The organism is Pyxidicoccus caerfyrddinensis (genome assembly GCF_010894405.1).
GTDB lineage: Bacteria > Myxococcota > Myxococcia > Myxococcales > Myxococcaceae > Myxococcus > Myxococcus caerfyrddinensis.
In genome coordinates this window covers 57426-81775 of the sequence record NZ_JAAIYA010000022.1, presented here as the reverse complement: position 1 = coordinate 81775, position 24350 = coordinate 57426, and the positions used below count along the sequence as shown (strand labels likewise).

Below are 24350 nucleotides of genomic sequence, written 5' to 3'. Positions count from 1 at the left end.
GTCAAGGCGCTGAGCGCTCTCCTATCGCCGGGAAGCGCTCGTAGGCCCTCAGGAGCGCGTCCAGATGGGCGGGGTTGTCCAGGTCAAGCGGCGCGTCCGTGAGTTGCACGACCCAGCCGCCCGATGCCGTGCGCCGCGCCCGTGAAAGCAGGTCCGCATCCCGAGCCAGGTCCGGGAACCCGATGGCGCGTGCGGCAGCGCCAGACCAATAATTCAGCCACCCGAGAAAGTGCGGAATCTCAGGCGTGGACTTGTCCCATGGGAGCTTGAGCGACGGCAGCCCGTGAGGAGGAACGTGCGGCTCATCGCTGGGGTGGCGGAATTGTTGCGCCACAATCCCACCATAGCCGCTCGGCGTCGCATGCCCCCATACCGCGCGAGCGCCCTCCGCTAGACCTGCAAGCACATCGACAGCCCCCGCGATGCCGGCTGCGTCTAGTGGCAGGTCCGCATGGACTTCAAGATGCGGCGGACTTCCTGCGGCAAGACCGTTTGGGTTTTCCAGTCCGGCAACCGTCACGAGGTGGTTATCATCATCGTTGCAGAGGAACGGAAACCCTCCGTTTGTCGTGCTGGCCGCGAACCACTCGTCGCGTCGAGGCAATGCGATAAGGTCTCCCTTTTCCGACATCGTCCACACTAGGCACAAGCCGGGAAGCGCACGTTCCATTGCATGAACAACTGCGGTCGGGCGGTCGTCATGGTCCTTAAGCGCAGGCGCATGGACGATAACCAGGAGAGTTCTTTGAGCGGTCGTCATTTCAACACCAATCCATGACGACGACTTTGAGAGTGGGGTCTTCGTCGAACAGCACAGCTTTATGCGCGGCGCTTCGCACTCCAATGATGAAGTCGTACCCGCATTCCCTGGCGAGCTTGGCTTCGAGCCTCAGCCCAGGCAGCTTCATCCTGACAAAGAACCTTTGAGAGCGAAGCGGCTGTTTTTCAAAGTCATCTGTCTTGACATCCCACAGCGCGCGAGTGGCGAGTGCCAGTCCGTCGAAGTTCTTCCCATTGACGAGCACATCCCAGCCAGGGAAGCTGTTGTTCGGAATCTTGTCAGCACATTCATTGTGGGGGTCATTGCCGCCCAAGTGTCGCACCGGGACGGGCCTGCACTCAGGGCGGCGCTCTCGCTCTAGGGGCTCGGTCGGCACCGGGGGGAACCAATCCTGCCCTGTTGGCTCCGGCCTGGGCCTTCGATTCTCTGAGGATTCCTGCGAGGCGGGCTTCGTCCGGGGCGCGGGTTCTACCTCGTCCGAACTACTCCCTCTCAGCGCATACGCATCTAGCGCTTCCTTGATGACGACTCCCGCCACCACAACGCCAAGGACAATCACCGCGCCTGCAACGATCTCGGGAGCAGCCAAGACACAGAGGCCGATTCCCAGGGCAGCCGCGCCCGCCGAGGCAACGGCACATCGCCCCGTCCGGTCGTTGAACCGGACCCGGTCGTGGTCGAGGGCTGCAAAGCACCGCTCCGCTAACACGGGCCAAGGCTGGGACGCCTCACGGACAGCGCACCGCCCCCCGTCAGTCCATGGCAGCGTCGCCGCTCGCTGGAGGTTGGCGATCCTCGGGTTCCGGGACGCGCGCTCTCTTGGGCTCGGTGCCGACGTGGCGCACGCCGAGAGGAAGAGCAGGAGTGCGGCGCAGGCGCGGAGTCGCATTGCTTCGTCCTTTCCGTCGAGCCAGCGAGCTGCGGGTCAAGGCTGGCAGCATGTGGAGTATGCCAGGAGCTGCGAATAGCTGGGATACCCGGAGCGTACCGAGGCACGGCAGCATGGCCCGGAGCGCACCAGCGACGCGATGAAACTCGGGCGCGGAGGGACATGGTAGGGAGCCTGCGCAGCTTCACAGGAACCAGCCCGATGGGCTCGGAGCGCTCCGGCACGGGCGGCGGCGCAAGCCGCAGAGCAGCGGCATCAGGGCAGCGCGCCAGCGGGCATGAAGCACCACTCTTACTTGCTGCTCGCTTCCGCATACAGCACGAACCCATCGACGGGCATGGGTGCATGGGGGAGGAGCGTCTCCACGAGAAAGAGGTTGTCGCAGTGCTTGGAGTTCGGCCCGCCAAATACAGTCTTGATGGCCGGCTCCACGCACTCTTCAGCGGGAAGAAACGCGCTGCCAGCTTGAGCGAGCCTGCGAACGATGTGCGCGGGATGAACCCTCCACTCATGGCTCTCGGGGTCGATTCGGGTGCCTGGCTGGCCGAGCCATCGCAAGAGATCCGCCCGCTGTGCCTCACGAAGCTTGTCGAAGTCCGTCTGGGGGGGATTGGCGCGGGGGCTATAGAGCCATCCGGTAACACGCGCCGCCGGCATGGCCGACTCTGCCCATGCGGCCACTGATGATGGATCGATGATACGAAATCGTGTCTCCAAACGCTCAATCGGCGGTTCGCTGTTCCAATAGCGCGTTATCTCCTGACCGACGAACCCCGAGAGTTCGACGCGTCCACCGGCATCCACCTCCATCAGGAACTCTGGGGTGGAGTCATAGATGTTGTACTGAAAGGCGGGCACGCCCAGACGTGAGGAAAGGCGTACGAGCAGCGGCGGAGTTCCCTGCATCAGGAGCTCGAAGGGTGCGGTGCGCAGGACGGTCCACCCAGGGGCGCCGTGGAAACCCGCCAATCCCCAGCGCTGCACCTCGTCACCCAGCCCGTACTGCATGCGATCGTACAGCTCCGGGGTGCGCGGCTTGGGTGTTGTCAATCGCCGCCCCCCCTCCACCAACAAGCGTGAGAGTTCTCTCTCTACCCGGGCTATATCCTCACACTGAATGAAGGCCACGTTCAGCCACGTTCCCATGGAGGATGAGTCTGCCACTTGAGGCAATGACGGTCGACTAGAAGTCCGGAGATCCTCCGTGGCTTGAACGATGAGCGAACTCTCGCCCGCGTCGCGAACTGGAGGCGTCAAGGCGACGAGCGACTGCCGATCTCCAGAAAGCGCGCATAGGCCCGCAGGAGCGCAGCCGGGTGGTCGGGGTTGTCCAGGTCGAGCGGTGCGTCCGTGCGGGAGTGCAGAGCGCGCCCGGTCCCTCCCTGGAGCAAGCCGCATGAAAGCAGCGGGGCCACGTCCCGGCCTTCCGGGACGTGGCCCCTCTCGACGCGGAAGGACTACGCGCCCGACTATTCGCCGGTGTCGGCCGGCACCGGCGGCGTGATTGCGGCCCTCATGATGTCCAGCGCTGTCTTGCTCATGCGGGCGTACGTCTCGCCCGTCAGGAAGGAGGGATCGGGCATGGGCGCACCGGCGATCGCCCCATCGCCCGGCGGCGTCTCCTGGATGAGGCAATAGACGAAGGGTCGGGTGGCCTCTCCGAGCACGCCGACGAACGTCTCCGTCATCTTCGCGAGCAATTCCCGCTTCTGCTCCGGGCTCGCGATGCGGTTGTTGATGAACTCGATTCGGATGATGGGCATCGGGTCTCCAGGATGAGCGGCCTTCATTGGCCGGAGTTCGCACTACCAAGACCCTCGACGTCCTGTTCGTGATGGCGGCACGAAGAAAGCTCCATAGCTTGATGGCACGGGGCCCTCACGCCACGGCCTCGCCCAGGCTTGGGAGGCGGCATGCATGCGGAGACCGACGACGAGCTGTTCGGCGAGTGCTCGTCCCCTACGCAAGCACCTCGGACCGTGGAATCGGACTTCGGCGATTCCTTCCTGAAGGAGATCGCACGCACGCCACCACCCTTCCGGAAGCCGGCGGTGGGAGAGCGACTGGGAGGAACGGACGGGCTGCGCTTCGAAATCATCGAAGCACTGGGCGGCGGTGCGATGGGGCAGGTGTTTCGCGCCCGGGACGAGGAGCTGCAGCGGGAGGTGGCACTGAAGTTCCTGCGGCCGCCCGAGGACCCGGGCGAGGCCCCCCTCGTCTCGCTCCTTCGGCGGGAGGCCCGGGCCATCGCGCACCTGGACCAGGAGAACATCGTCCGCATCTTCGACGTGTCCGAGTGGGCGGGCGCCCCGTGGGAGCCGCGCATCCCCTTTCTCGTCATGGAGTGTCTGGAGGGTGAGTCTCTCGAGGCACTGCTGCAGCGGGAGCAGCGGCTCGGCCCGGGGCGCGCGCTGGAGATCATGAGCGCCGTGGCCGCGGGGCTGTCACACGCGCACGAGCGCGGCATCGTTCACCGCGACCTCAAGCCCAGCAATGTCTTCCTCACCCGGCAGGGCACCACCAAGCTGCTCGACTTCGGGCTGGCCCACCTTTCAAGCGTGGGGGGCGCCATCCTTCCCCACCTGCCCACGGCCGGTACGCCCCCCTACATGGCGCCAGAGCAATGGCGCGGCGAGCAGCAGGACGCGCGCACGGACGTGTGGGCGGCCGGCGTCATGCTCTTCGAGATACTCACCGGGGAGCTGCCCTATGCCAGCCTCACCCTGGAGGAGCTGCGCGCAAAGGTCCTCTCCGCCGAGCCCGTCCCCACGGTGCGCTCGCGCAGGCCGGAGCTGCCCGAGGAGGTGGACGCGCTGGTGGCCGAGGCGCTGCTCAAGGACGCGCGGCGACGCCTGCCTTCCGCGCAGGCGCTGCGCGAGCGGCTGCACCTGCTCGAGGAGCGGCTGGGGCGCTGGCGCGAGGAGCCCCGCACGGTGGCCCCCCAGCGGCGACAAGTGACGTTGGTGTCCTGCAAGCTGGCCAGCCTGGTGGGACTTTCCGAAGCACTGGAGGCGGAGGACCTCAGCGAACTGGAGGCCGCCTTCCACCAGTGCTGCTCCGAAATCATCCAGCAGCACGGCGGCTCCATGACGACGTGTGTGGGTGACGAGGTGCTGGCGTGCTTTGGCTACCCCGTGGCGCGGGAGGAGGATTCGGAGCGTGCGGCGCAGGCCGCGATGGAGCTCACCCACTCGCTGCCGGAAGTGCTGCGCAAGCGGCTGGCCCACCTGCCCCTCCGCACGCTGGCCGTCCGCGCGGGCCTGCACACGGAGATGGTCACGTTCGATGACATCCTTCCGGAGCTGCGCGGCCGGACGCCCACCATCCAGGGGGAGGCTCCGCGCATCGCAGTCTGGCTGGCGCGGCAGGCCGGAGGCGATTCGATGATCCTCAGCCACACCACGCACACGCTGGTGCAACGAGCCTTCGAGGCCGAGCGGCTCGGGACGCGCACCTTCGAGGGCCTCGCCGGAGCACGGCAGATCGAGGTCTGGCGGGTGCTGCGCGCACGCAAAGCGGTGTTCCGCTTCGACCGGGCGCTGGCCGCCGGCGCCCTCTCCCCCCTGGTGGGCCGCGAGCAGGAGCTGGGTCGGTTGCTCGACGTGTGGAAGCAGGCCGAGCAGGGCGAGGGCGGGCTCGTGCTCGTCACCGGCGAGGCGGGCATTGGCAAGTCCCGCCTCATCCAGGAGCTGCGCGAGCAGGTGTCCCCGCAGCACAGCATCCGCCTGCGCTGCCAGTGCTGGTCGCAATCCAGTAACAGCGCCTTCTTCCCCATCATCGAGATGTTGCAGCACCTCTTCCACCTGGACCCGGAGGGCTCGCCGCAGAAGAACCTGCGCGCGCTGGATGCGCAGCTGGGGGCGTTCGCGCTGGACCCGGAGTCGATGGCCCTCATCGCCGCCCTCCTCTCCTTGCCCGTCACGGAGAACCTCTTCGTCCTCCAGCTCTCGCCGGAACGGCAGAAGGAGCGCACCTTCGAGGCGCTGGCGGCCCTGCTGCTGCGAATGGCGCGGGAGCGTCCGGTGCTCGGGGTGGTCGAGGACCTGCACTGGGCGGACCCGTCCACCCTGGCGCTGTTGGGCTACCTGCTGGAGCGACTGGAACACTCGCGAGTGCTCCTCGTCCTCAGCGCCCGCCCCGGCTTTCAGCCCCACTGGCAGGGAGAGGCGCGGCTGCACCGGCTCGTCCTGGAGCGGCTGTCGGCGGAGCTCACCGGAAAGCTGGTGAGGGAGGCGGCGGGCGCGCAGGGGCTGTCCGAGGAGACGGTGCGCCAACTGGTCGCGAATACGGATGGCATCCCGCTCTTCGCGGAGGAGATGACGCACATGGTGCTGGAGCGCACCGCCCCTGCCGGCCCGCCGTCCGTGGGACTCCTGCACTCCATTCCCGTCACCCTGCATGAGCTGCTGCTCGCACGCCTCGACATGCTGCCAGCGAAGCAGAAGGCACTGGCCCAGCTCTGCGCGGTCATCGGGCGCGGGTTCTCCCAGGCGCTGCTCGCCACACTGACCCGGCGCGGCTCGCAGGCGCTGGCGCGAGACGTGGATGCGCTGGTGGCTGCGGGGGTGCTGCAGCAGGTCGACGAAGCCGAACCTTCGTACCAGTTCCGCCACGCGCTCCTCCAGGAGGCGGCCTATCAGTCCCAACTGCGCAGCACCCGCCGGCAGCACCACCGCCGCATCGCCCAGGCGTTGGTGGAGCACTTCCCGGATCGGGTGGAGACACAGCCGGAGGTGCTCGCCCATCACTACACGCAGGCCGGCGAATACCAGCCGGCGGTGCACTACTGGGCTCAGGCCGGTATTCGCGCCAGCTTGCGCTCGGCCAACCGCGAGGCGGTGAATCACCTGCAGCACGCGCTGAAGCTGCTGCGCACCCTGCCGGACAATGAACAGCACATCCGCGAGGAGCTGCAGTTGCTCATCGCACTGGGAATTCCCCTGTCCCAGGAGCAGGGCTACCGCTCACCCGAGGTGAAGCAGACGTACTCCCGGGCACGTGAGCTCTTCCAGCAGGTGGGCGAAGCACTGCCGCAACTGGAGCTCTCCTACTGGGGCCCCTACGCCTACTACTTCGCGCGAGCCGAGTCCCCCCTGGCGCACGAGCTGGCGGAGCAACAGGTGGACCTGGGCCAGCGCCAGGGCAACCGGGAGCTGCTCGCGCTGGGCTACCGGATGATGAGCACCGACTTCTTCACCTGGGGGCGGATGACCCAGGCGAGGGAGTACGTGGAGTACGCGCTGGCGTGCTCGGACTTCACCCTCGAGGAGCACCGGGCCCAGGCTGTGCGGCACTGGGCGAACCCGCGGGCCATGGCGCTCGTCTACGCGGACGTCATCTACACCGCCAGCGGCGAGGAGGAGCGCGCCCGGTACTTCGAGAGGGAAGCGCTGGAGCTGGCCCGGCGCATCGGCCACCCCCACACCCTGAGCTTCGTGCTGACGTACGCGAGCGTGGGCCGACTGATGCGCCGGGACGCGCCCGGCACCCTGGCGCTGGCGGAGGAGTGTCAGGCACTCTCGCGTGAGCACTGGTTCCGGCTGTGGCTCATATGGTCGGGCCTGCTCCGCGGCTGGGCCGTCTCCGAGCTGGGGCATCCCGACGAAGGGTTGGCGTGGATGCGCCGCGGGTTGGGACAGTGGCGCATCGCGGGTGTGCGAGCCGGGATGCCCCTCAACCTCGCGATGCTCGCGGAGGTGCACCTGCGCCTGAAGCAGCCCCACGAAGCACGGGCCGTGGCACGGGAGGGATTGAAGTGGGCGGCGGCGGTGCCAGAGCCCTTCTACGAGTCCGAGCTCCACCGGATCGAAGGCCAGGCCCTGCGAGCGCTGGGCCGGGAGGAGGAGGCGCGCGACTGCTTCCTCCTGGCAGCGCGCGTTGCACGGGCGCAGGCCGCATACGGCTTCGAGCAGCACGCGCTGGAGGCCCTGGGCCCACGACCGCCCGAGCTGGACATGCGAGCGGAGGGCTCACGGCCATGGTGAAGAAAGAGGGCACCGAAGCGGAGGGGCCTGGCCCGAGGCACGCCGCCATGCGGCTGGACGAACGCGAGAAACAACAGGAGCGGAACCTCCGCGAAGCCTGCGCCCAGGGCGACGTGGAACAGGCCCTGGCGTCGGCGCTGGCGGCCTATGGCCCGGAGGTCATGCGGCTGATGGCCACGTTGCTCGACGACTATGGACGGAGTCATGCGGCGTTCGGCCTCTTTCTAGAGGACCTCCGTCACCGGCTTCCGGAGTTTCGCTGGGAGGGCTCGTTCCGCACCTGGGCGTACCAACTCGCGTGCAAGGCCTGCTCCCAGGTGATGCACACCCCGTCGAGCACTGCGGGGGCGGTGGACGTGTCTGCCCTCCTGGACCAATTGCCTCGGCGCCGCGCGGAGGCGCGTCCCTGGCAGCGCACGTCTGTCAGGGAGCGCCTCCGCGCACTCCGGGAGAGCCTGGACCCGCGGGAACGGCTGCTGTTGCTGCTGCGCGTAGACCAGCGGCTGCCCTGGCGGGAGGTCGCGCGGGTGATGTTCGAGGGGGACGAGCCGCTCACGGACGAGGCCCTCGGTGACAAGGCCGTCGCCCTCCGGCGGCAATTCCAACACATCAAGACCCGCCTCCGGACCCTGGGGATGGAGGAAGGACTCCTCAGCGGAGAGCGGGCCGCTCCACGCTGACCTTCCGGAGCGCGGTCAGGACCTCAGCGCGCGCCCGGCGGAGGCTGCCCGCCGATCTGCCGCATCAGGCCCGCCAGATCAGGCACGCCCCAGTGCTCCACGATCTTTCCGCCGACGACTCGGAAGATGCCGAGGGACGCCCACGTGGCCTGCTTGCCGCTGGCCGGAACGCCCATGAACGTGCCCTGGTGGGTGCCCCGGCCCATGACGTGGGAAGCGACCAGGTCCCCCTCTCCCACCAGCCGCTCGATGGAGAAGTGCACGTCGGGGAACCCGCCGCGAAACAGGGACGGAATCATCCGCACGGCGTCGCGTCCCGGCGGAGCGCCGGGCGGAAGGCTGTGGTCGACGTAGTCGGGCGAGAAGAGGTCATCGATGGGCTCCAGGTTGCCCTGGTTGATGACCTCTTCCACGAAGCGACGGTAGATGGCTTTGTTCTCTTCGACAGACATTGAATGTGCTCCTGGGATGTGAAGTGGAAACTCTCACCGGGGCCCGAGGGCCGCGGCGCTAACCCTGACCGGGCGTGGGAGCGACACCGAGCTGCATGAGCAGACCCGCCATGTCGACGTCGTACCAGCTCTCCGCGATCTTCCCGTCCTCGAGCCTCACGATGGCCATCTCCGTGAAGCGGACCGGCTTGTTCGTGGCCCGGATGACGCCGGCCGGAGTGACCAGGTCCCCCGTATGGGTCCCCGTCTCGATCAGCCTGCCGAACACGCGATCTCCCTCCGCCACCACCTGCTCGACCTCGATGCGGAGGTCCGGGAAGGCGCCGAGGAACATGCGGGCAAGCTGCTTCACGCCGGCGGGGCCGGGGGGAAGCCCTGGCGCGGTGGGGCTCGTGGCGCCGGGTGTGAACAGCTCGTCGGCCACCTCCAGCCTCTGCTGGTTCCACAGCTCCATGAGCATCCGCTGGAACACGACCTTGTTGCGCTCCGGCGTGCCGCCGTGGGCCGGAGTCGGCCGGGCGAGGAGGTCGATGTCGCCTGGCCCGACATACGGGAGCAGCTGCGGGGCTTCAGGCGCCCTGAGCTGGGTCAGCAGTCCGAGCAGGTCCAGGTTGAGCCAACCCTCTGTAACCTTCCCGTCGCGCACCCGGAACAGGCGGGTCCCCGTCCAACGCACCCGCCTCCCGGTCGCGGGCACCCCCATGAACGTCCCCCGGTGGGTGCCATGGATGACGCCGCGCCCCGCGACAAGGTCCCCCTCGCCGAACACGTCCTCGAAGATGAAGTGGACGTCCGGGAAGCCCGCCAGGAACATCCGGTAGGCGTCCTTGAGCCCCGGGATGCCCGGCTGCTGCCCCGGGATGGGGTCGTGGTCGACGAACGCGGGGTCGACGAACGCGTCGAACGCGTCGAAGTTGGCATTGTTGACCTCATTCACATACTCGATGACGACTCTCTTGTTCGCGTCGCTCACGGTCGCTCCTATCTGCCTGGGATGAATGTTTCGTGAAGTCATGGGAGTTCGCCGCCGCGGCCCGCCAGGCATTCCTCATGCCTGGCGGGCCGCGTGGAACTACACAGGCGACCAGAACTGGTCGAAGCGGGTCGTGCCGTCCTCCATGATGGCGCCGCGCCCTTCGATCACCTTGCCGTCCCGCCAGCGCAGGACGTGCACGGCGATGATGTCCAGCGTCTTGTTCGGATTGCCCGCGCGGTGGCCGCCGTTCCGGGTGACGTCCGCCGAGTACTCATCGCTGGTGGTCGTGCTGAGGTTCTCCATGTGGAAGCTGCCGCCTGACAGCGCGGCCACCTGGCCCATGAACTCGAGGAACGCTGCCCGGCCTTCCTTCCAGCCCGACAGGATGTTGTGGCCGGGCACGAGCCATCGCAGGTCCTCCGCCCAGTACTCGGCGATCTTCTCCTGCTGCCCGGTCGCGAGCGCCGCATAGGCCTTCGCGACCAACTCCGGGGTGACTTTCGGCATCTGCGCTTCTCCTCCTCTGGGGTGGGTGATGAGCCGCGGGGTCACTCCGCGAGGCGGCGCGGGATGGGCGCGAGCGCGTACGCGTGGTGGAAGAACAGGTCGACGGTGTGCTGATCGCTGATGTAGACCTGCACGTCCTGGATCCGGCCGTTCACGACGTGGTAGTGGGTGCAATTGTTTGCATCCAGCTTCGCGTCGCCCGACTGGCCATAGCCGCGATGCACCTCGACGACGTAGTCCTCGCCGAAGGAGTCGATCCGAATCAGGTCGACCTTGATGCCGGACTTCGTCAACTGCGAGAAGAAGGCAATCACCTCGTCCGCGCCGTACTTCGTGCCGGAGAGGGGATGGTGGCCCGGCAGCCGCCACTCGATGTTCTCGGCGAAGACCTCGCGCTTGATGGTCTCGAGGTCACCGCGGTTGAAGCACTCGTACATCTTCTCGACGAGCGCCAGGTTTGAACGCGACATCACTGCTCCTTGTGTTGGGGTGGGGGTTGCACTGCGCAGGCTCTTGGACCGCCAACGGGGCCGTTGTGATGGCTACCCGTAGGGGCCCGACGCGCGAGCCTGTTGCAGCAGGCTCAGGGTGTCCGAGCAGCGCCAGCGCTCGGTGAGCCTGCCCGCGCTGACACGGAAGATGTCGATGCCGCCCCACACGAGCTTCTTCCCGGAGGCGGGAGCCCCGAACAGGGGCAGGCCCGAGTGCGTCCCGGAGAAAGAGCCGCGGACGACGACCCGATCTCCCTCCCCGAGGAGCCGCTCCGCGTCGGGGGTGAAGGTGAGATCCGGCAGCGAGGCCCGGAGCTGCACATCGGCTTGAATCGCAGGGTCGAGGCTCAGGGCGCCCGTGTCCGGGTCGTGCTCGACGTAGGTGCCCGCGTCGCAGGCGTCCCGCGCCCCAGGGAGGTCCCCGGACTCCAGCATGCGCAGGAACCGCAGCACGACCGCCTTGTTCGCCGCGACCGGGAGCGGGTCCGGCCCCGGCCGGGTGGGCGCCTCCAGTGCCGGATCCACGGACACGCGGAACTGTGTCTCCGGCATGCCGCCAATCCGTTGCATCAGGCCGAGCATGTCCAGCTCACCCCATCCCTCGGCGATCTTCCCGTCTCGCACCCGGTCGATCCCGATGGAGACACAGGAGACCTTCCGGCCACTGGGAGGAACCCCGTAGAGCGGGCCCAGGTGGGTCCCCGTCCAGAGGAGCCGGACGCCGACGAGCTCTCCCTCGGCAATCTCATCCAGGACCTGCATCTGGCCGTCTGGAAAGGCCCTTCGCCAGTCCCGCACCAGGTCCTTGACGCCCTGTCGCCCGGATTGAATCACCTGGCCACCCGCCCCGTGGAGCGCGAAGTCCCCGGCAATCAACTCGTCCGCGGCATCGACGTTGCCCTTGCACCAGCCCTCATCCAGCCAGCGGCGCATCGTGGCCTTGTTTGTCTCAGTTCCCATTCGGATCCGTCCTTTCGCTCGCGAGGTGGGCGTCAGCCGTCCGAAGGGCCGTTGTCGTTGGCCGCCTTCATCTGTTCGATGGCGGTCTTCATGATGTCGCTCGAGGTCTTGTAGATCCCCGCGTACTTCTCCCCCGTGAGGAAGGGCAGGTCCGGCATGGGCACGCCAGCGATTCCCCAGTGGCGCGCGGGAACCTCCTCGACGAGGCAGTAGGTGAAGGGACGGACGACCTCGCCGAGGACACCGACAAAGGCCTCCGTGACCCGGCCGATCAGCTCCTCCTTCTGCTCCGGGGTCGCGACGACGTCCTTGATGAACTTGATGGAAATGATTGGCATCTGTACTCCGCATGAGGTGGCTTTGGTGAAGCCCTCCTTGGACCCCGGACTGGAGCAATGTGACGGTGCCCCCTCCCCCTCACAACGAGGCACAGAGAGGTCCAAGCCCTTGCACTGGGGAGCAGGCCCCAGCCAACAAGGGTGGCGTGCGCATGTCTGGAACAACGGTAAAGGTCACGGGTTCCGTACTCATCGCATGCGGGGTCCTGAGTCTGGGCCCCTCAGCCAGGGCCCAGACCGGCGACGAGGACGTTGCCGGCGTGCAGATGTTTCTCTCTGGCATCGACGCCCAACAGGCAGCCCGGGCCGGAAACACCGTGCGGTTCGATGGCCATGACAAGGTCCTGAGCGACGGCAGGACCGGAAGGGAGCTGGCACGGACTCCCGCAGATCCGCAAGCCGGCGTCACCTGGGCCTTTGAACAGAGCGAAGTCACCGCATGGAAGGGGCACGCCCCCCGCGCACTCGCCACCCGCTGGACTTGCGGCTCCGCCTCCATCGCGATTCGCGACGTCCCCCAGAAGGACCTGTACCAGTTCAAGACTGGCTTCACCGTGGAAGGGAGGGCGGCCTATTTCAGGTGGCGGATTGAAATCGAGGCGGCTCGGATGCGCCGGTATACCTACTCCCAGGAGTTCTCGGGCCCGCTGTCACCTCGCAGGACCTGGACCTCGGACTGGCGGCCTGACTATTCCGAAATCACCCGCTACCTCTCCACCCAGGAGAACTTGAAGGTGCGCCACTTCGCACGCATCACCCTGGCGGAGGTCCTGCTCTACGACGGGCGGATCTGCATGGGGGGGCACCCTGTCGCGAGCGCGTGGGTGCGGTAGCGCCCCTCGGGCGCCGCGCGCGACTCGATGACGTCGATGCGCGCGCGGCGCAATGCGGGCTGGGATGGGCGGCTCGACTTCGCTGATGTCATGGAAGCGAGGGCCTGGCTCGCCGGGCTCTCGGAGGCGCCTTCCTCCCCGCCTGCTCCGGCGCGTGCGTGAACCTGGCGTTCATCCAGATTCCGGCCAGCTTGTCTCCTTCGAAGATGAACACGTCCGGGCCCTGCTCCTTCAGCCGCGGGTGCGTGCCCTCCAGGTGCCAGCGCGCCACCACCTTGTTGCCCACGGCGATGCGACGCTCGATGCTGAAACGGGCACCGGGGAAGCACGCGCGCAGCTCGGTCACCAGCTGCCGCACGCCCTCCCGCCCGCGGATGGGCTCGGGCCGGTTCGGAAGGTGCAAGACGACGTCGGGCGCCATCCGCTCGTCGATGAGCTCCAGCCGGCCCTCGCTCAGCAGCTCGCCGAAGTAGCGCCCCACCGTGTCGGCTCGCAGCACGAGGGAGGCCAGCGGGCCTTGGGAATGGGAGTCACGACCGATCCAACGGCCGACGGCCGGATCTCCATCGACGAGGTAGCAGCAGACATTATCGTTGCGGGTTTCTTCGGACATTGAGGGGGCTTTCTGGGGTCGGGGGATGAGTGGAATTGAATCGGGTCACAGCCGCGCGAAGCCGGGCGCGTAGCGGAAGGGCTCGGCCGTGGCGTCGTAGGAGACGAGCTCCAGCCCGAAGGCGTTCCGGGCCGACCGCCGCACGATCCACTGCTGCGTGGCGTCCAGTGACAGGCGCTTGCTCTTCGCGGCGGGCGGCTCGAACCAGCTCGCCTGCCAGCCCACGGAGATCCGGACCTCCGCCGACTCCCCCTGGACGCGCACCTCCACCTCATGGACGTGGTGGTTTTCGTCGAAGAAGAGGTGGGTGACGCGGTCGTACCAGCGCTGGAAGCTGTCGAAGTCGTGGATGTCGCCATCCGGAAACCGCATGTGCAGCCCCTCGGTGGCAAGGAGGCGGTAGCACTCCTCCACGGGCGCGTGCTGATCCAGGGCCAGGTACCAGGCCCGGACGAAGTGTTGGACCTGCTCCTCGGTGATGGGGGTCGTCATGAAACCTTCTGGAAAGGGGACTCTCTGAAGAGACTTCAGGGACCCACTGTGACGGCACGTCACACCCCGCCATTCCTGTCTCTAGTTTTGCTCCCAACGTCGAAGGAGTGAGACATGAGTGTTCGTCAAGTGATTGACCGGTATTACGAGTGTGTCAACGCGGGGGACTGGGAGGGCTGGCTCGCGCTCTTCGACGAGCGGTTCGTCATGGACGAGCAGCTCGCCGGCCACCTCGAAGGCATGGTCGTGCTGCGCGGCGCCGTGGCCGGTCTCAAGCGCATCTACTCGCGCTTCCAGAACGTCCCCCACTACGTCGTCATCGACGGTGAGCAGGCCTGCGTGGTGTCCCATATCTCCGCGGCGAGTGCCCGCGGCGAGCCCATTGAAGCGGACGTCGCCAACTACTTCTGCATCCAGAACGGGCGCATCACGTACCTGGCGAACTTCCACGACACCGCGCCCTTCGCCCCCATCCTCACCCCGTCGAGGCCGCGCTGAGTCCGCGGAAGAAAGGGAGCGTGACATGAATGTCTATGATTTCATCGTGATTGGCGCGGGCTCGGCGGGAGCGGTCATCGCCAGCCGGTTGACGGAGAACCCCGAGGTCCGGGTGCTGCTCCTGGAGGCGGGCGGTCCCCGGATTCCGGAGGACGTCACCCAGCCGGCGGCCTGGCCGCGCCTGCTGGGTTCGCCCATTGACTGGGGTTACACCAGCGAGCCCCAGATGAGCCTCGGGGGCCGTCAAACCCACGAGCCGCGCGGCAAGCTCATCGGCGGTAGCAGCAACCTCTACATCATGATGCACGTCCGCGGGCACCCGTCCGACTACGACCGCTGGGCACACCAGGGCTGCCCCGGCTGGGCCTACCAGGACGTGCTGCCCTACTTCCAGAAGCTGGAGGACCAGGAGGACGACACCAATCCCACCGCGGGCCGGGGTGGGCCGCTGCCGGTGACGAACGCGCGCAACCACGAGCCGAACCCCACGTCCCTGGCCTTCATCGAGGCCTGCCAGGAATTGGGCTTCCCCAGCACCGAGGACTTCAACGGGCCCAGGATGGAGGGCGCGGGCTGGCACCACCTCAACATCAAGGATGGCAAGCGCCACAGCGTGACCGCGGCCTACCTGCTGCCCGCCCTCGCGCGGCCCAACCTCACGCTGGTGACGGAGGCCCAGGCGACCCGCCTGCTCTTCGAGGGCAATCACTGCATGGGCGTGGAGTACCACCACGAGGGGCAGCGGACGAACGCCTACGCCACGGCGGAGGTGGTCGTGTCGGCCGGGGCGCTCGAGTCCCCCAAGCTGCTCATGCTGTCTGGCATTGGCCCCCAAGCCCAGCTCGACCAGGCGGGGATCTCCACGCGCGTCGCCCTCCCAGGCGTCGGTGAGAACTTCCACAACCATGTCCTCACGGGCGTCATCCGGGAGTGTGCCCCGGCCGTCCCCGCCCCTCGGCTGAACCTGTCCGAGAGCGCCCTCTTCTGCCAGTCCACTCCCGGCTGGGTGGGGCCTGACTTGCAGCTCGCGTTCGTCCATGTGCCCTTCGATGGCGCCATTGGCCAGCAGCACCCGAACTGCATCAGCATCCTGCCCGGCGTGGTGCGACCGCTGTCACGCGGCTGGGTCCGTCTGGCCAGCCGGGATCCCCTGGCGAAGCCGCTCGTCAACCCCAACTACCTGGGCGTCGAGGCGGACCTGACGCGCCTGATGAAGGGCGTCGAGCTGGCCCGCGAGCTCTTCGCCACGAAGGCGTTCTCCGGCTGGGTGCGGGACGAGCGGATGCCGGGCCCCGGGGTGCGAACGCCGGCCGAGCTGCGCGCCTTCGTCCAGCGGAGCGCGGACTCCTATCACCACCAGGCCGGCTCCTGCCGGATGGGGCTCGATGCCCTGGCCGTCGTGGATCCGGAGCTGCGGGTCTTCGGCGTCCACGGGCTGCGCGTGGCGGACGCCAGCGTGATGCCGTCGGTGCCCTCGGGCAACTGCCACACCGGCGTGGTGATGATCGCGGAGAAGTGCGCCGACCTGCTCAAGGCCGCGCACGGGCTTCAGGCGGGCACGGGGGGCGCGAAGGCATGAACCCTCCCACCTTCCTGCACTTCGCGCTGGCGTGCCGGGATCCCCTGGCGCTCGAGCGGTTCTACACGAAGCACTTCGGGTTCCGCCGGGTCCGGCTCGTGCCCCTGGGCAACGAGCAGATTGTCTTCATCAAGGCGGGCCCCCTCACCCTGGAGCTCTTCCAGGCGCGGCAGCCCGCGCCCGCCCTCCCCGCGGAAGGGGATGGCCCCTGGTACCCGGGCTGGCGGCACCTCGCCTTCCGGGTCGAGGACGTCGACGCCACGCTCGCCGCGCTGGGCGACGACGCTCGGGTGACGCTGAAGCCCCTGGACTTCGATGACTTCATCCCTGGCTGGCGCTCCGCGTGGGTGGCCGATCCCGAGGGCAACATCATCGAGATCAGCCAGGGCTACGTGGACGAGCTGTAGCCGCCACGGGCCCGTCACACCGCGCCGTTCCTGGCTCCAAAGACAGCCATCATCATCAAACCCTCTCGCGAGCACCATGAACAACTACTGTCAGACCCTCACGCTCCAGGGGATCGTCGCGTCCGTCGATCCCCAGCAACTCCAGTGCGACCTCCACCTGCGGAACGGAGACACCGTAACGCTCCACTTCGGCGCCGAGACGACGTTCTCGGTGCTCACCAACATCGACGGCGTCTCGCATGACCGCGTCCCCGAGGCACCGGGCGCGGAGGGTGGCGAGCTGCAACGGAAGGTGGCCCGCTACCTGCGGCCCCGCGACACCGTCTTCGTCCGGGCCATCCAGATGGAGCACGCCGGGCAGCGCCGCTTCGACGTGCGGGCCGTCTGCCTGATGCACTCCACGCCCCAGCGCTTCGTCTTCGAGGACCAGCACTGGTGGCTGACCCAGACGACGCACATGGCCAATGCCTGGCTGGATGACCTCTTCGGGGACTCACGCAACTACCGCGAGGACGACTTCGCCCGGCTCTACCGCACCAACCTCAACATCTACGGCGGAGCCACGGACGACAACCTCCAGGCCATGGCGACGCTCTCCCGCCTCGTCTACGGGCTGTCCTCCGCGTACCTGCTGACGGGAGACCCGCGCTACCGGAAGGCGGCTGGGGCGGGCATCGAGTTCCAGCGGTCCTCCTTCCGCATCCTCAGCCACGACGGGCAGTGCTGCCTCTGGGCCTATGGGCGCCGCAAGGGCGTGAACGGCACCGTCACCCTCCTCCCCTCGGAGAGCAGCGACGACGCCGGCGCCATCGCCATCTACGAGCAGATCTACGGCCTGGCCGGGCTGTCCCAGTACTACCGCATCACCGGGGACCCGGAGGTGCTGGAAGACATCCGCCGCACCGTGAACACGTTCAACACGCTCTTCCTGGACCTCAAGGAGGTGAACCCCGAGTTCCCGGGGCTCGACGGCTACTTCACGCACCTGGACCCGGCCAACCTGCGGCCGGACTCACCGGCGCTCGGGCGGCTCCAGTCGCGCAAGAACTGGAACTCGATTGGCGACCACCTCCCGGCCTACCTCATCAACGTCATCCTCGCGCTCGACCCGCTGCCCCAGGGCGCGGACGAGGGCATCTCCCGCTTCCTCAACACGTGCAAGCAGATGCTCGACCGGACCACCCGCCTCATCCTCGACAGGTTCCCGGATGACGACTCCATCTACGTGAACGAGCGCTTCTTCGCGGACTGGAAGCCCGAGCACCAGTGGGGCTGGCAACAGGACCGCGCAGTCGTCGGCCACAACTACAAGATCGCCTGGAACATGACGCGCATCGCCCACTACCTGCGCGCCTCGGGCCAGGAGGCGGAGGCCCAGCGCGCGCTCACGCTCGCCGAGCGGCTGGCGCGGGCGATGATCACCCACGGCGCCGATCCCCTCCGCGGCGGGTGCTTCGACGCGGTCGAGCGACATCCCACGAATGGCCAGCCCATGGAGTTCCCGTGGGGCAGCACGAAGGACTTCTGGCAGCAGGAGCAGGCCATCCTCGCCAACCTCATCCTGCACGGGAATACTGGAGACCCGGAGTACCTGGACCAGGCGCGCGCCATGTCGGCGTTCTGGAACATGTTCTTCCTGGACCGCGACAACCAGGGTGTCTTCTTCCGCGTCTCCGAGGACGGCATCCCCCTGCTCGACGGGGCGCACGCAAACAAGGGCGGGTATGCCATCGCGGGCTACCACTCCTTCGAGCTGAACTACCTGGCCCACGTCTATACGCGGGCCTACGTCGCGCCCCCCGCGAACGCGCAGGCGAGTTTCTGTCTGTATTTCCATCCCTCCGCAAACAGCGGCTTCCGCTCCATCAACGTGCTTCCGGACTTCATGAAGCCCGGCTCCATCGAGATCGCGAGCATCTCCATCAACGGCCGTCGTCGGGCCGACTTCGACCCCAATCGATTCCAGATCCCGCTGGAGCGGGCCGACCTGGATTCCGAAGTCATCGTCCAATTCCGGAGGAAGTAAGCCATGAGCATCCAACCCCTGCAGGGCAAGAAGATCGCCGTCCTCGTCGAAAGCCAGTACATCGCTTCGGAGATCGCGCAGTACCGGGACCGGTTCGAGGAGGCCGGGGCGACCGTCCACTTCCTCGCGAACCTGTATGACAATGCCTTCCTGCAGCTCGTCAGCGAGGTGGAGGAGCCCGGCAACACACCCCGGCTCCTGACCGTCACCGGGGATGTCCGCAAGGCCCACCCGGAGGACTACGCGGCCGTCATCGTGGCGGCCAACTACCCCAGCGTGCGGCTGCGCCACTTCATCCCGCCCAACGGACCGGATGGCAGGCCCGTGCCCATCACCCCGGACATGGTCCGCTCGCCGCCCGCCGTCCAGTTCTTCGGCCGCGCCATGCGCAACCCCTCCATCATCAAGGGCGCGCTGTGCCATGGGCTCTGGCTGCTGACGCCCACGCCGGAGCTGCTCGCGGGACGCAAGGTCATCTGCCACGACGTCGTGCTGGCGGACATCGCCAACGCGGGCGGCCACTACACGCCCTCGGACTCCGGCGTGGTGGTGGACGGCGACCTGGTGACGGGCCGCTCGGTCCACGAGGTCCCCCAGTTCATCGCACGCATCCAGGAGCTGCTCGTGGCCCGGGCGCCGGTGGACTCGGCTCCGCCCGCCGAGGTCCACGAGACGCCGCGGCCCCTTCCCGGCGTTCCCCCCCGGACCGCGTCCCCCCGGAGCATCCTCGTCGTCCTCTCCAACCACGGCTATTGGGGTGAGGAGCTGGTGGGCCCACTGGAGGTCTTCGAGCGCGAGGGCTACCACGTCGAGTTCGCCACGCCGGACGGACGGCGGCCGGTGGCCCTGCCGCCCAGCATGGACGCCAGCTTCATCGACCCGCCCCTGGGGCGGCCGGTGACGAGCCCGGAGATGGCCCGCGCGGTGCGCAAGCTCGATGACATGGGGCCGGACCGGCCCGAGCTGGCCCGCCTGTTCGACACGCCGCTGAACCTGTCGGCGCTGCTGCCCGAGCGGCCCTACTTCAGCCACCCCATGCTGGTGCGCGGGCTGGAGGCCTACTACCGCGAGCGCGACCAGGCCCTGCGCGCGTTCGAGCGGTTCGACGCGCTGCTGCTGGTGGGCGGCAGCGGCCCCATCGCGGACATGGCCAACAACCAACGGGTGCACGACCTCATCCTCGGCTTCCTGCGGATGGACAAGCCCATCGCCGCGGAGTGCTACGCGGTGACGTGTCTCGCCTTCGCCCGAGATATCGAGGACCGGCGCAGCATCCTGCGCAACAAGCATGTGACCGGCCACTGCCTGGAATACGACTACAAGGACGGCACCGGCTTCGTGGGGACCGACTTCAACATGGGCCCGCCGCCCTACCCGCTCGAGTACATCCTCCGGGACGCGACCGCGCCGGAAGGGCAGTACCACGGCAACTTCGGCAAGGAGCGCTCGGTCATCGTCGACTACCCGTTCATCACCGGCCGCTCCACCCCGGACTCCACGCTCACGGGCGAGAAGCTCGTCGAGGTGCTGGAGCAGGGGCTGCGCAAGTGGGGGTTCTCATGAAGAGAACAGGATGTCAGGCCATTCTCGAGCAGCTCGTCGCCGAAGGCGCAACGTATGTCTTTGGCAACCCCGGCACGGTCGAGGAGGGGTTCCTCGACGCCCTGCGCGACGTGCCGGAGCTCCAATACATCCTCTGCCTCCAGGAGTCCGTGGCCGTGGCCATGGCGGACGGCCATGCGCGGGCGACCCAGCGGCCCGCCTTCGTCCAGCTCCACTCCGGGGTCGGGCTGGGGAACGGCATCGGGATGCTCTACCAGGCGAAGCGAGGCAACTCCCCGCTGGTGGTGCTCGCGGGCGAGGCCGGGCTCGCCTATGACGCCATGGATGCGCAGATGGCGTGCGACCTCGTGGCCATGGCACGCCCGGTGACGAAGTGGGCAACGCGCGTCGTCGACGCGGGCTCGGTGCTGCGGGTCCTCCGGCGGGCCATCAAGATCGCCTCGACGCCACCCATGGGACCGACGTTCGTCTCCCTGCCCATGGACGTGCTCGATGCGCTGAACGACGAGCGCGTGTTCCCGACGCCGCGGCTGGACACGCGGGTCTCACCGGAGCCCGACGCGGTGGAGGCGCTGGCCCGCATGTTCGCGGAGTCCGACCGGCCCCTGCTCATCATCGGGGACGGCGTGGCGGCCTCGGGGGCACAGGAGGAGCTGACCCGGGTCGCGGAGCGGCTCGGCGCCGAGGTGTGGGGTGCCAACAGCTCCGAGGTGAACATGGATGCGACGCATCCCCTGTACCGGGGCCCGCTGGGGCACATGTTCGGCAAGGACAGCACGGCGGTCGTCTCCCAGGCGGACGCCGTGCTCATCGTCGGCACGTATGTGTTTCCGGAGGTCTTTCCGGCCCTGTCCGGCGTCTTCCGGCCCGGAGCCCGGGTGGCCCATGTCGATCTGGATGCGTATGAGATTGCCAAGAACTTCCCGGTCGACCTGGGACTGGTGGCGGATCCGAAGCGCACCCTCGCGGCGCTGGCGGAGGAGCTGGACGCACGCATGACGCCCGCCCAACGGGAGGCCGCGGCCGGGCGCCTGCGCGGCGCTCGGGAGCGGGCCTCGCCCCGGGTGGAGGCGGGCATGCCCGCCCTCTTCCTGCGGGAGCTGGCCCGCCGTGTGGGCGACGAGGCAATCATCTTCGACGAGGCCGTCACGCGCTCGCCGGACGTGAACCGGGCCCTGCCCGGCCGCAAGCCCGGGCACCACTTCCAGTCCCGGGGCGGCTCGCTCGGGGTGGGGATCCCCGGGGCGCTGGGGCTCAAGCTCGCCCACCCGGAGAAGACGGTCATCGGCTTCACCGGGGATGGCGCGAGCATGTACACCTTCCAGGCGCTCTGGACGGCGGTGCGACACGGCATCGGCGCCAAGTTCGTGGTGTGCAACAACGGGGGCTACCGGCTGCTCGACGCCAACATCCTGGAGTACTGGAAGGAGCGCGGCATCCCCGAGCACCCGTTCCCCAGCTCCTTCGACCTGTCCTCGCCGCCGCTGCAGTTCGTGGAGCTCTCCCGCGCCCTGGGGGTGCCCGCAGCGCGCGTGAGCACGGTGGAGGAGATAGGCCCCGCGCTCGACCAAGCCCTGGGGACACCCGGGCCGTTCCTCATCGACTGGGTGCTCCCCCGTCAGTGATGCGGTGCCCACCTGGGGGGGATGCCCCCCCAGGTGGTTCGTCCATGAGGCGTTGCCGCAGTGCCTCGCGCACGCCCGCCGCGAATCAGCGGCCGCTCACCGGTCCCACCCGCTGGAAGACGACGAGTCCTCGCGCGGGGAGGACGACCCGCAGCGAATCTCCTCGCGGTGAGAGCGTCGCTCCGAGGTTGCCGAGGTTGCGCCCCCCGTACCGCTCGGCGTCGCTGTTGAAGACTTCCTTCCAGGCGCCCGAGCCGAGCCGGGGATTCACGAGCTCATAGCCCTGGGAGAAGGGGCTGTCGTTGAGGCTCGCGACCACCAGGAACTCCTCCGAGCCACTCCATCGCCGGAAGGCCAGGACCCGGTTGACGTCATGCACGGCAATGACTTCCAGCTCGCGAGACCGCAATCCCTCCCAGGACAGGCGCAGGCGGATGAGCTCCTGGTAGTAACGGAAGAGGTGCTGGCCCCTTCCCGCCCTCAGGCCCAGGAGGTCCTCGCGGTGTTCGACGAAGGTGTCGTACCGATAGTCCCTGGCGGCCCCCACCTCCTCGCCCATGAGGAACATCGGGGTGCCCGCCGAGAGCAGGGAGAGACCGGCGACCGTCCGGCAGCGTGCCTCGGCGACCTGCAGCAATTCGCCCCGTGGCTCCGTGTCGTTGGCGGCGGTGACGAGGGTGCGCCGCGTGCTCTGTCCATTGCCAGCCTCATCATGGGACTCGTGGTAGACGACCTTCTTCTGCCCCGTCCGGGCGAGCACGCCGGCGAAGACGCCCATTGCCAGCGGCTGGCCCTCGCCCCTGCCCGCGGTCCAGAGTAGCCGGGCGGACTCCACGCCCCTCCCCGTGTCACCGATGAGGTGGTGGTAGAAGTCGGAGTACCAGGCCGCGTCGAAGCCGAGGCCCTCCTCCGCCACGGGCGTGGTCACCGCATCCCAGCCGGAGTGGTCCTCCGCGATGAGCATCACCCCCGGCCGGATGAGCCGCAGGGTGCGGCACCACTCCCGGAGGAACCGGGCTCCGGAGATGTTGGCCCGCGAGGCCTCCCTCCCATCGGCGTGGAGCACGTTGTAGCTGTGGATGCACGTGGTCTGGTCCACACGGAACCCGTCGATGTGGAACTCCTCCATCAACGCGACCGCGCTGCTGATGAACAGCGCGCGCACCTGCTCTTCGTGGAAACGGGGCGCGTACCCGGTCGACTGGTTGTCGATGTACCCGCCGTGCCCTGGCACCGCCGTCGCACCGGGGAGGGACGCCGCGCGCTCATAGGCTGGATAGTCGTGGGGCTGCCCCTCGTACCAGAAGTAGAGGTTCTCCGGGTGCGCATTGGAGTCATACATCCACTCGGCCCGCTCGGAGTCGGGATGGTAGTGATTGTAGACGACATCCATGATGACGGCGATGCCGCGACGGTGGCACTCCCGGACGAAGTGCTTGAGCTGGTCGCGGCCTCCGCCCCGGCGCGCGATGGAGAAGTAATGCGTGGTGGCATAGCCCCAGTTGGGTAGCCCACCAAACTCGGACATGGGCAGCAACTCGACGGCGTTGACCCCCAGGTCCTCGAGGTGGTCGAGCAGTGCCACCGCATCCTCCAGCGTGCCCGGCCTGTCCTTCCCGAAACCCAGCGCTCCGATGTGGAGCTCATAGATGACCAGGTCCTCCACGCGGCCAGGCACGGGCCTGTCCGCTCGGAACTCGTCACGCCAGAACTCCTCCACTGGCAGGAACTCCCTCTCGGGCCAGCTCGGCTCGGAGAAGTGCTTCGTCACCTGCTCTGGGTCCACCACCACGGAGCAGCTCACGGTGGCGTTCACCTCCGTCCGGCCGCCCTCATACGGCCCGCCCTGGGGATTGGCGGTGCCCTCTCCAAGCTGGCAGCGCGAGTAGAGGTCCGTCCTGTAGGCAACCTGCCCGTCCGCCTTGGTGATTCTGAACATGTAGGGCTGGAACCGGAGCTCCTCGAACTCCACGGCACCGGCGCCTTCGGGTTCCGTCTCCCAGAGGCCCCCTTCCCTGCGCACCATGGGAAGCACGGGGAGCAAGGGCGAGAGGCCCGTGCCGTCGTCCGCGATGAAGCCGCGGTCCTGGGTTCCGAACACCACCTCGACCTGCCGAGCATGGGGAGCCCAGACGGCGAAGCGCGCCCGGGGGCGGGCCACCCCTGGGGGAAAGTGCTGCTGCGCTCCGAACCGGCGCCCTTGCGACAGGAAGTAGCGCTCGCACGAGGGCTCCGCGCCGAGCACGAAGCCGCGCACCCGCTCATACGAGCCCGGGTCATTGCTCTCGGTGGGAATGGCCCACTGCGACGGGCCCGAGGGGCCGTCCACGATGACGCCCCATTTGAACCGCGTCCCCACCTGGGAGTCATCGAAGGAAACGGTCGCCCGGAAACACGGGCACCCGTCCTCCGCCGTGGCCGGGACCATGGAGATGACCGACCACGTGTCGGAGGCACGTCCCTGGGAGTCCCAGCTTCCGGTGAGCCGTGCGTTGCGGAAGACGTCTTGTTTCAACCCCGTGCGGTACTCGAATTGGACGGGAATGGGCATACGGGTTTCCTTTGGGGAAAGAGGAGTGGCAGGGCTCAGAGCGCCGTGGCCCCCGGATGTGACGGAGGTCCCCCGGCTGCCTGGCCCGTCACAGCGCCCTTCCCC

The 24350-nt window shown here is 67.9% G+C and carries 23 protein-coding genes; 9 read left to right on the top strand and 14 right to left on the bottom strand.

What is annotated here, in order from left to right; translation table 11 throughout:
* Window position 1 precedes the first annotated feature (1 nt).
* From G4D86_RS38560 to G4D86_RS38545, 5 genes are all read right to left on the bottom strand, one after another.
* Window positions 2–760, bottom strand: coding sequence for a DUF5953 family protein (locus G4D86_RS38560; RefSeq protein WP_163999293.1), 759 nt, complete (start codon window positions 758–760; stop codon window positions 2–4).
* A gap of 1 nt (window position 761) precedes the next feature.
* A complete protein-coding gene (locus tag G4D86_RS38555) occupies window positions 762–1490 on the bottom strand; it encodes a DUF6310 domain-containing protein (protein WP_338050637.1) in 729 nt (242 codons plus the stop codon).
* 471 nt (window positions 1491–1961) lie between these two features.
* Window positions 1962–2720, bottom strand: coding sequence for a hypothetical protein (locus G4D86_RS38550; RefSeq protein WP_163999291.1), 759 nt, complete (start codon window positions 2718–2720; stop codon window positions 1962–1964).
* Window positions 2721–2923: 203 nt separating this feature from the next.
* A complete protein-coding gene (locus tag G4D86_RS54345; protein ID WP_420821881.1) occupies window positions 2924–3085 on the bottom strand; it encodes a DUF5953 family protein in 162 nt (53 codons plus the stop codon).
* Between the two features lie 54 nt (window positions 3086–3139).
* A complete protein-coding gene (locus tag G4D86_RS38545) occupies window positions 3140–3433 on the bottom strand; it encodes a tautomerase family protein (protein ID WP_163999290.1) in 294 nt (97 codons plus the stop codon).
* A gap of 150 nt (window positions 3434–3583) precedes the next feature.
* Between G4D86_RS38545 and G4D86_RS38540 the strand changes: the two genes are divergently transcribed.
* Entirely contained in the window at window positions 3584–7654 is a 4071-nt protein-coding gene (locus G4D86_RS38540; protein ID WP_163999289.1) for a protein kinase domain-containing protein, read from the top strand.
* Window positions 7648–8334, top strand: a complete 687-nt coding sequence (locus G4D86_RS38535) for a sigma-70 family RNA polymerase sigma factor (RefSeq protein ID WP_240360707.1) — start codon at window positions 7648–7650, stop codon at window positions 8332–8334. Before G4D86_RS38540 ends, G4D86_RS38535 begins: the two co-directional genes overlap by 7 nt.
* A gap of 23 nt (window positions 8335–8357) precedes the next feature.
* Here G4D86_RS38535 and G4D86_RS38530 read toward each other — a convergent pair whose 3' ends face one another.
* The 6 genes from G4D86_RS38530 to G4D86_RS38505 form a co-directional block, all read right to left on the bottom strand.
* Complete coding sequence (locus G4D86_RS38530; RefSeq protein WP_163999288.1) at window positions 8358–8786, bottom strand: ester cyclase; 429 nt, start codon at window positions 8784–8786, stop codon at window positions 8358–8360.
* Window positions 8787–8844: 58 nt separating this feature from the next.
* Entirely contained in the window at window positions 8845–9759 is a 915-nt protein-coding gene (locus tag G4D86_RS38525; protein WP_163999287.1) for an ester cyclase, read from the bottom strand.
* Window positions 9760–9858: 99 nt separating this feature from the next.
* Entirely contained in the window at window positions 9859–10269 is a 411-nt protein-coding gene (locus G4D86_RS38520; protein ID WP_163999286.1) for a nuclear transport factor 2 family protein, read from the bottom strand.
* A gap of 41 nt (window positions 10270–10310) precedes the next feature.
* On the bottom strand, window positions 10311–10739 hold the full coding sequence (locus G4D86_RS38515) for a nuclear transport factor 2 family protein (RefSeq protein ID WP_163999285.1): 429 nt from the start codon (window positions 10737–10739) through the stop codon (window positions 10311–10313).
* Between the two features lie 72 nt (window positions 10740–10811).
* Complete coding sequence (locus G4D86_RS38510; RefSeq protein ID WP_163999284.1) at window positions 10812–11720, bottom strand: ester cyclase; 909 nt, start codon at window positions 11718–11720, stop codon at window positions 10812–10814.
* Window positions 11721–11752: 32 nt separating this feature from the next.
* The gene (locus tag G4D86_RS38505) at window positions 11753–12058 is read right to left on the bottom strand and encodes a tautomerase family protein (protein WP_163999283.1); all 306 of its coding nucleotides are present in this window, start codon (window positions 12056–12058) and stop codon (window positions 11753–11755) included.
* Between the two features lie 152 nt (window positions 12059–12210).
* Here G4D86_RS38505 and G4D86_RS38500 point away from each other — a divergent pair, with 152 nt between their 5' ends.
* Window positions 12211–12891 carry a hypothetical protein gene (locus G4D86_RS38500; protein WP_163999282.1) on the top strand — a complete coding sequence of 227 codons (681 nt, stop codon included), beginning with the start codon at window positions 12211–12213 and terminating at the stop codon, window positions 12889–12891.
* An 88-nt stretch (window positions 12892–12979) separates the two neighbouring features.
* Here G4D86_RS38500 and G4D86_RS38495 read toward each other — a convergent pair whose 3' ends face one another.
* Both G4D86_RS38495 and G4D86_RS38490 read right to left on the bottom strand, forming a co-directional pair.
* Window positions 12980–13504 carry an ester cyclase gene (locus tag G4D86_RS38495; RefSeq protein ID WP_163999281.1) on the bottom strand — a complete coding sequence of 175 codons (525 nt, stop codon included), beginning with the start codon at window positions 13502–13504 and terminating at the stop codon, window positions 12980–12982.
* 45 nt (window positions 13505–13549) lie between these two features.
* Entirely contained in the window at window positions 13550–13996 is a 447-nt protein-coding gene (locus tag G4D86_RS38490) for a nuclear transport factor 2 family protein (RefSeq protein ID WP_163999280.1), read from the bottom strand.
* Window positions 13997–14110: 114 nt separating this feature from the next.
* Between G4D86_RS38490 and G4D86_RS38485 the strand changes: the two genes are divergently transcribed.
* The 6 genes from G4D86_RS38485 to G4D86_RS38460 all read left to right on the top strand — a co-directional run bounded on the left by G4D86_RS38485 (window position 14111) and on the right by G4D86_RS38460 (window position 21694).
* Window positions 14111–14494, top strand: a complete 384-nt coding sequence (locus G4D86_RS38485; protein WP_163999279.1) for a nuclear transport factor 2 family protein — start codon at window positions 14111–14113, stop codon at window positions 14492–14494.
* A 25-nt stretch (window positions 14495–14519) separates the two neighbouring features.
* Window positions 14520–16073 carry a GMC family oxidoreductase gene (locus G4D86_RS38480; protein WP_163999278.1) on the top strand — a complete coding sequence of 518 codons (1554 nt, stop codon included), beginning with the start codon at window positions 14520–14522 and terminating at the stop codon, window positions 16071–16073.
* Entirely contained in the window at window positions 16070–16480 is a 411-nt protein-coding gene (locus G4D86_RS38475) for a VOC family protein (protein ID WP_163999277.1), read from the top strand. Before G4D86_RS38480 ends, G4D86_RS38475 begins: the two co-directional genes overlap by 4 nt.
* A gap of 76 nt (window positions 16481–16556) precedes the next feature.
* Window positions 16557–18506 carry an AGE family epimerase/isomerase gene (locus G4D86_RS38470; protein ID WP_163999276.1) on the top strand — a complete coding sequence of 650 codons (1950 nt, stop codon included), beginning with the start codon at window positions 16557–16559 and terminating at the stop codon, window positions 18504–18506.
* Between the two features lie 3 nt (window positions 18507–18509).
* Window positions 18510–20069: a DJ-1/PfpI family protein gene (locus tag G4D86_RS38465; protein ID WP_163999275.1), complete on the top strand. Its 1560-nt coding sequence runs from the start codon at window positions 18510–18512 to the stop codon at window positions 20067–20069.
* A complete protein-coding gene (locus tag G4D86_RS38460) occupies window positions 20066–21694 on the top strand; it encodes a thiamine pyrophosphate-binding protein (protein ID WP_163999274.1) in 1629 nt (542 codons plus the stop codon). Before G4D86_RS38465 ends, G4D86_RS38460 begins: the two co-directional genes overlap by 4 nt.
* A gap of 85 nt (window positions 21695–21779) precedes the next feature.
* Here the strand turns inward: G4D86_RS38460 and G4D86_RS38455 are convergent, their stop codons facing one another.
* Entirely contained in the window at window positions 21780–24245 is a 2466-nt protein-coding gene (locus G4D86_RS38455; RefSeq protein WP_163999273.1) for an alpha-amylase family glycosyl hydrolase, read from the bottom strand.
* Window positions 24246–24350 lie beyond the last annotated feature (105 nt).

Bases quoted from the DNA above. Each gene is read 5' to 3' on its own strand.
- G4D86_RS38560 (WP_163999293.1), bottom strand. From the start codon at position 760: ATGACGACCGCTCAAAGAACTCTCCTGGTTATCGTCCATGCGCCTGCG.
- G4D86_RS38545 (WP_163999290.1), bottom strand. From the start codon at position 3,433: ATGCCCATCATCCGAATCGAGTTCATCAACAACCGCATCGCGAGCCCG.
- G4D86_RS38540 (WP_163999289.1), top strand. From the start codon at position 3,584: ATGCATGCGGAGACCGACGACGAGCTGTTCGGCGAGTGCTCGTCCCCT.
- G4D86_RS38535 (WP_240360707.1), top strand. From the start codon at position 7,648: ATGGTGAAGAAAGAGGGCACCGAAGCGGAGGGGCCTGGCCCGAGGCAC.
- G4D86_RS38530 (WP_163999288.1), bottom strand. From the start codon at position 8,786: ATGTCTGTCGAAGAGAACAAAGCCATCTACCGTCGCTTCGTGGAAGAG.
- G4D86_RS38520 (WP_163999286.1), bottom strand. From the start codon at position 10,269: ATGCCGAAAGTCACCCCGGAGTTGGTCGCGAAGGCCTATGCGGCGCTC.
- G4D86_RS38515 (WP_163999285.1), bottom strand. From the start codon at position 10,739: ATGTCGCGTTCAAACCTGGCGCTCGTCGAGAAGATGTACGAGTGCTTC.
- G4D86_RS38510 (WP_163999284.1), bottom strand. From the start codon at position 11,720: ATGGGAACTGAGACAAACAAGGCCACGATGCGCCGCTGGCTGGATGAG.
- G4D86_RS38505 (WP_163999283.1), bottom strand. From the start codon at position 12,058: ATGCCAATCATTTCCATCAAGTTCATCAAGGACGTCGTCGCGACCCCG.
- G4D86_RS38500 (WP_163999282.1), top strand. From the start codon at position 12,211: ATGTCTGGAACAACGGTAAAGGTCACGGGTTCCGTACTCATCGCATGC.
- G4D86_RS38495 (WP_163999281.1), bottom strand. From the start codon at position 13,504: ATGTCCGAAGAAACCCGCAACGATAATGTCTGCTGCTACCTCGTCGAT.
- G4D86_RS38490 (WP_163999280.1), bottom strand. From the start codon at position 13,996: ATGACGACCCCCATCACCGAGGAGCAGGTCCAACACTTCGTCCGGGCC.
- G4D86_RS38485 (WP_163999279.1), top strand. From the start codon at position 14,111: ATGAGTGTTCGTCAAGTGATTGACCGGTATTACGAGTGTGTCAACGCG.
- G4D86_RS38480 (WP_163999278.1), top strand. From the start codon at position 14,520: ATGAATGTCTATGATTTCATCGTGATTGGCGCGGGCTCGGCGGGAGCG.
- G4D86_RS38475 (WP_163999277.1), top strand. From the start codon at position 16,070: ATGAACCCTCCCACCTTCCTGCACTTCGCGCTGGCGTGCCGGGATCCC.
- G4D86_RS38470 (WP_163999276.1), top strand. From the start codon at position 16,557: ATGAACAACTACTGTCAGACCCTCACGCTCCAGGGGATCGTCGCGTCC.
- G4D86_RS38465 (WP_163999275.1), top strand. From the start codon at position 18,510: ATGAGCATCCAACCCCTGCAGGGCAAGAAGATCGCCGTCCTCGTCGAA.
- G4D86_RS38460 (WP_163999274.1), top strand. From the start codon at position 20,066: ATGAAGAGAACAGGATGTCAGGCCATTCTCGAGCAGCTCGTCGCCGAA.
- G4D86_RS38455 (WP_163999273.1), bottom strand. From the start codon at position 24,245: ATGCCCATTCCCGTCCAATTCGAGTACCGCACGGGGTTGAAACAAGAC.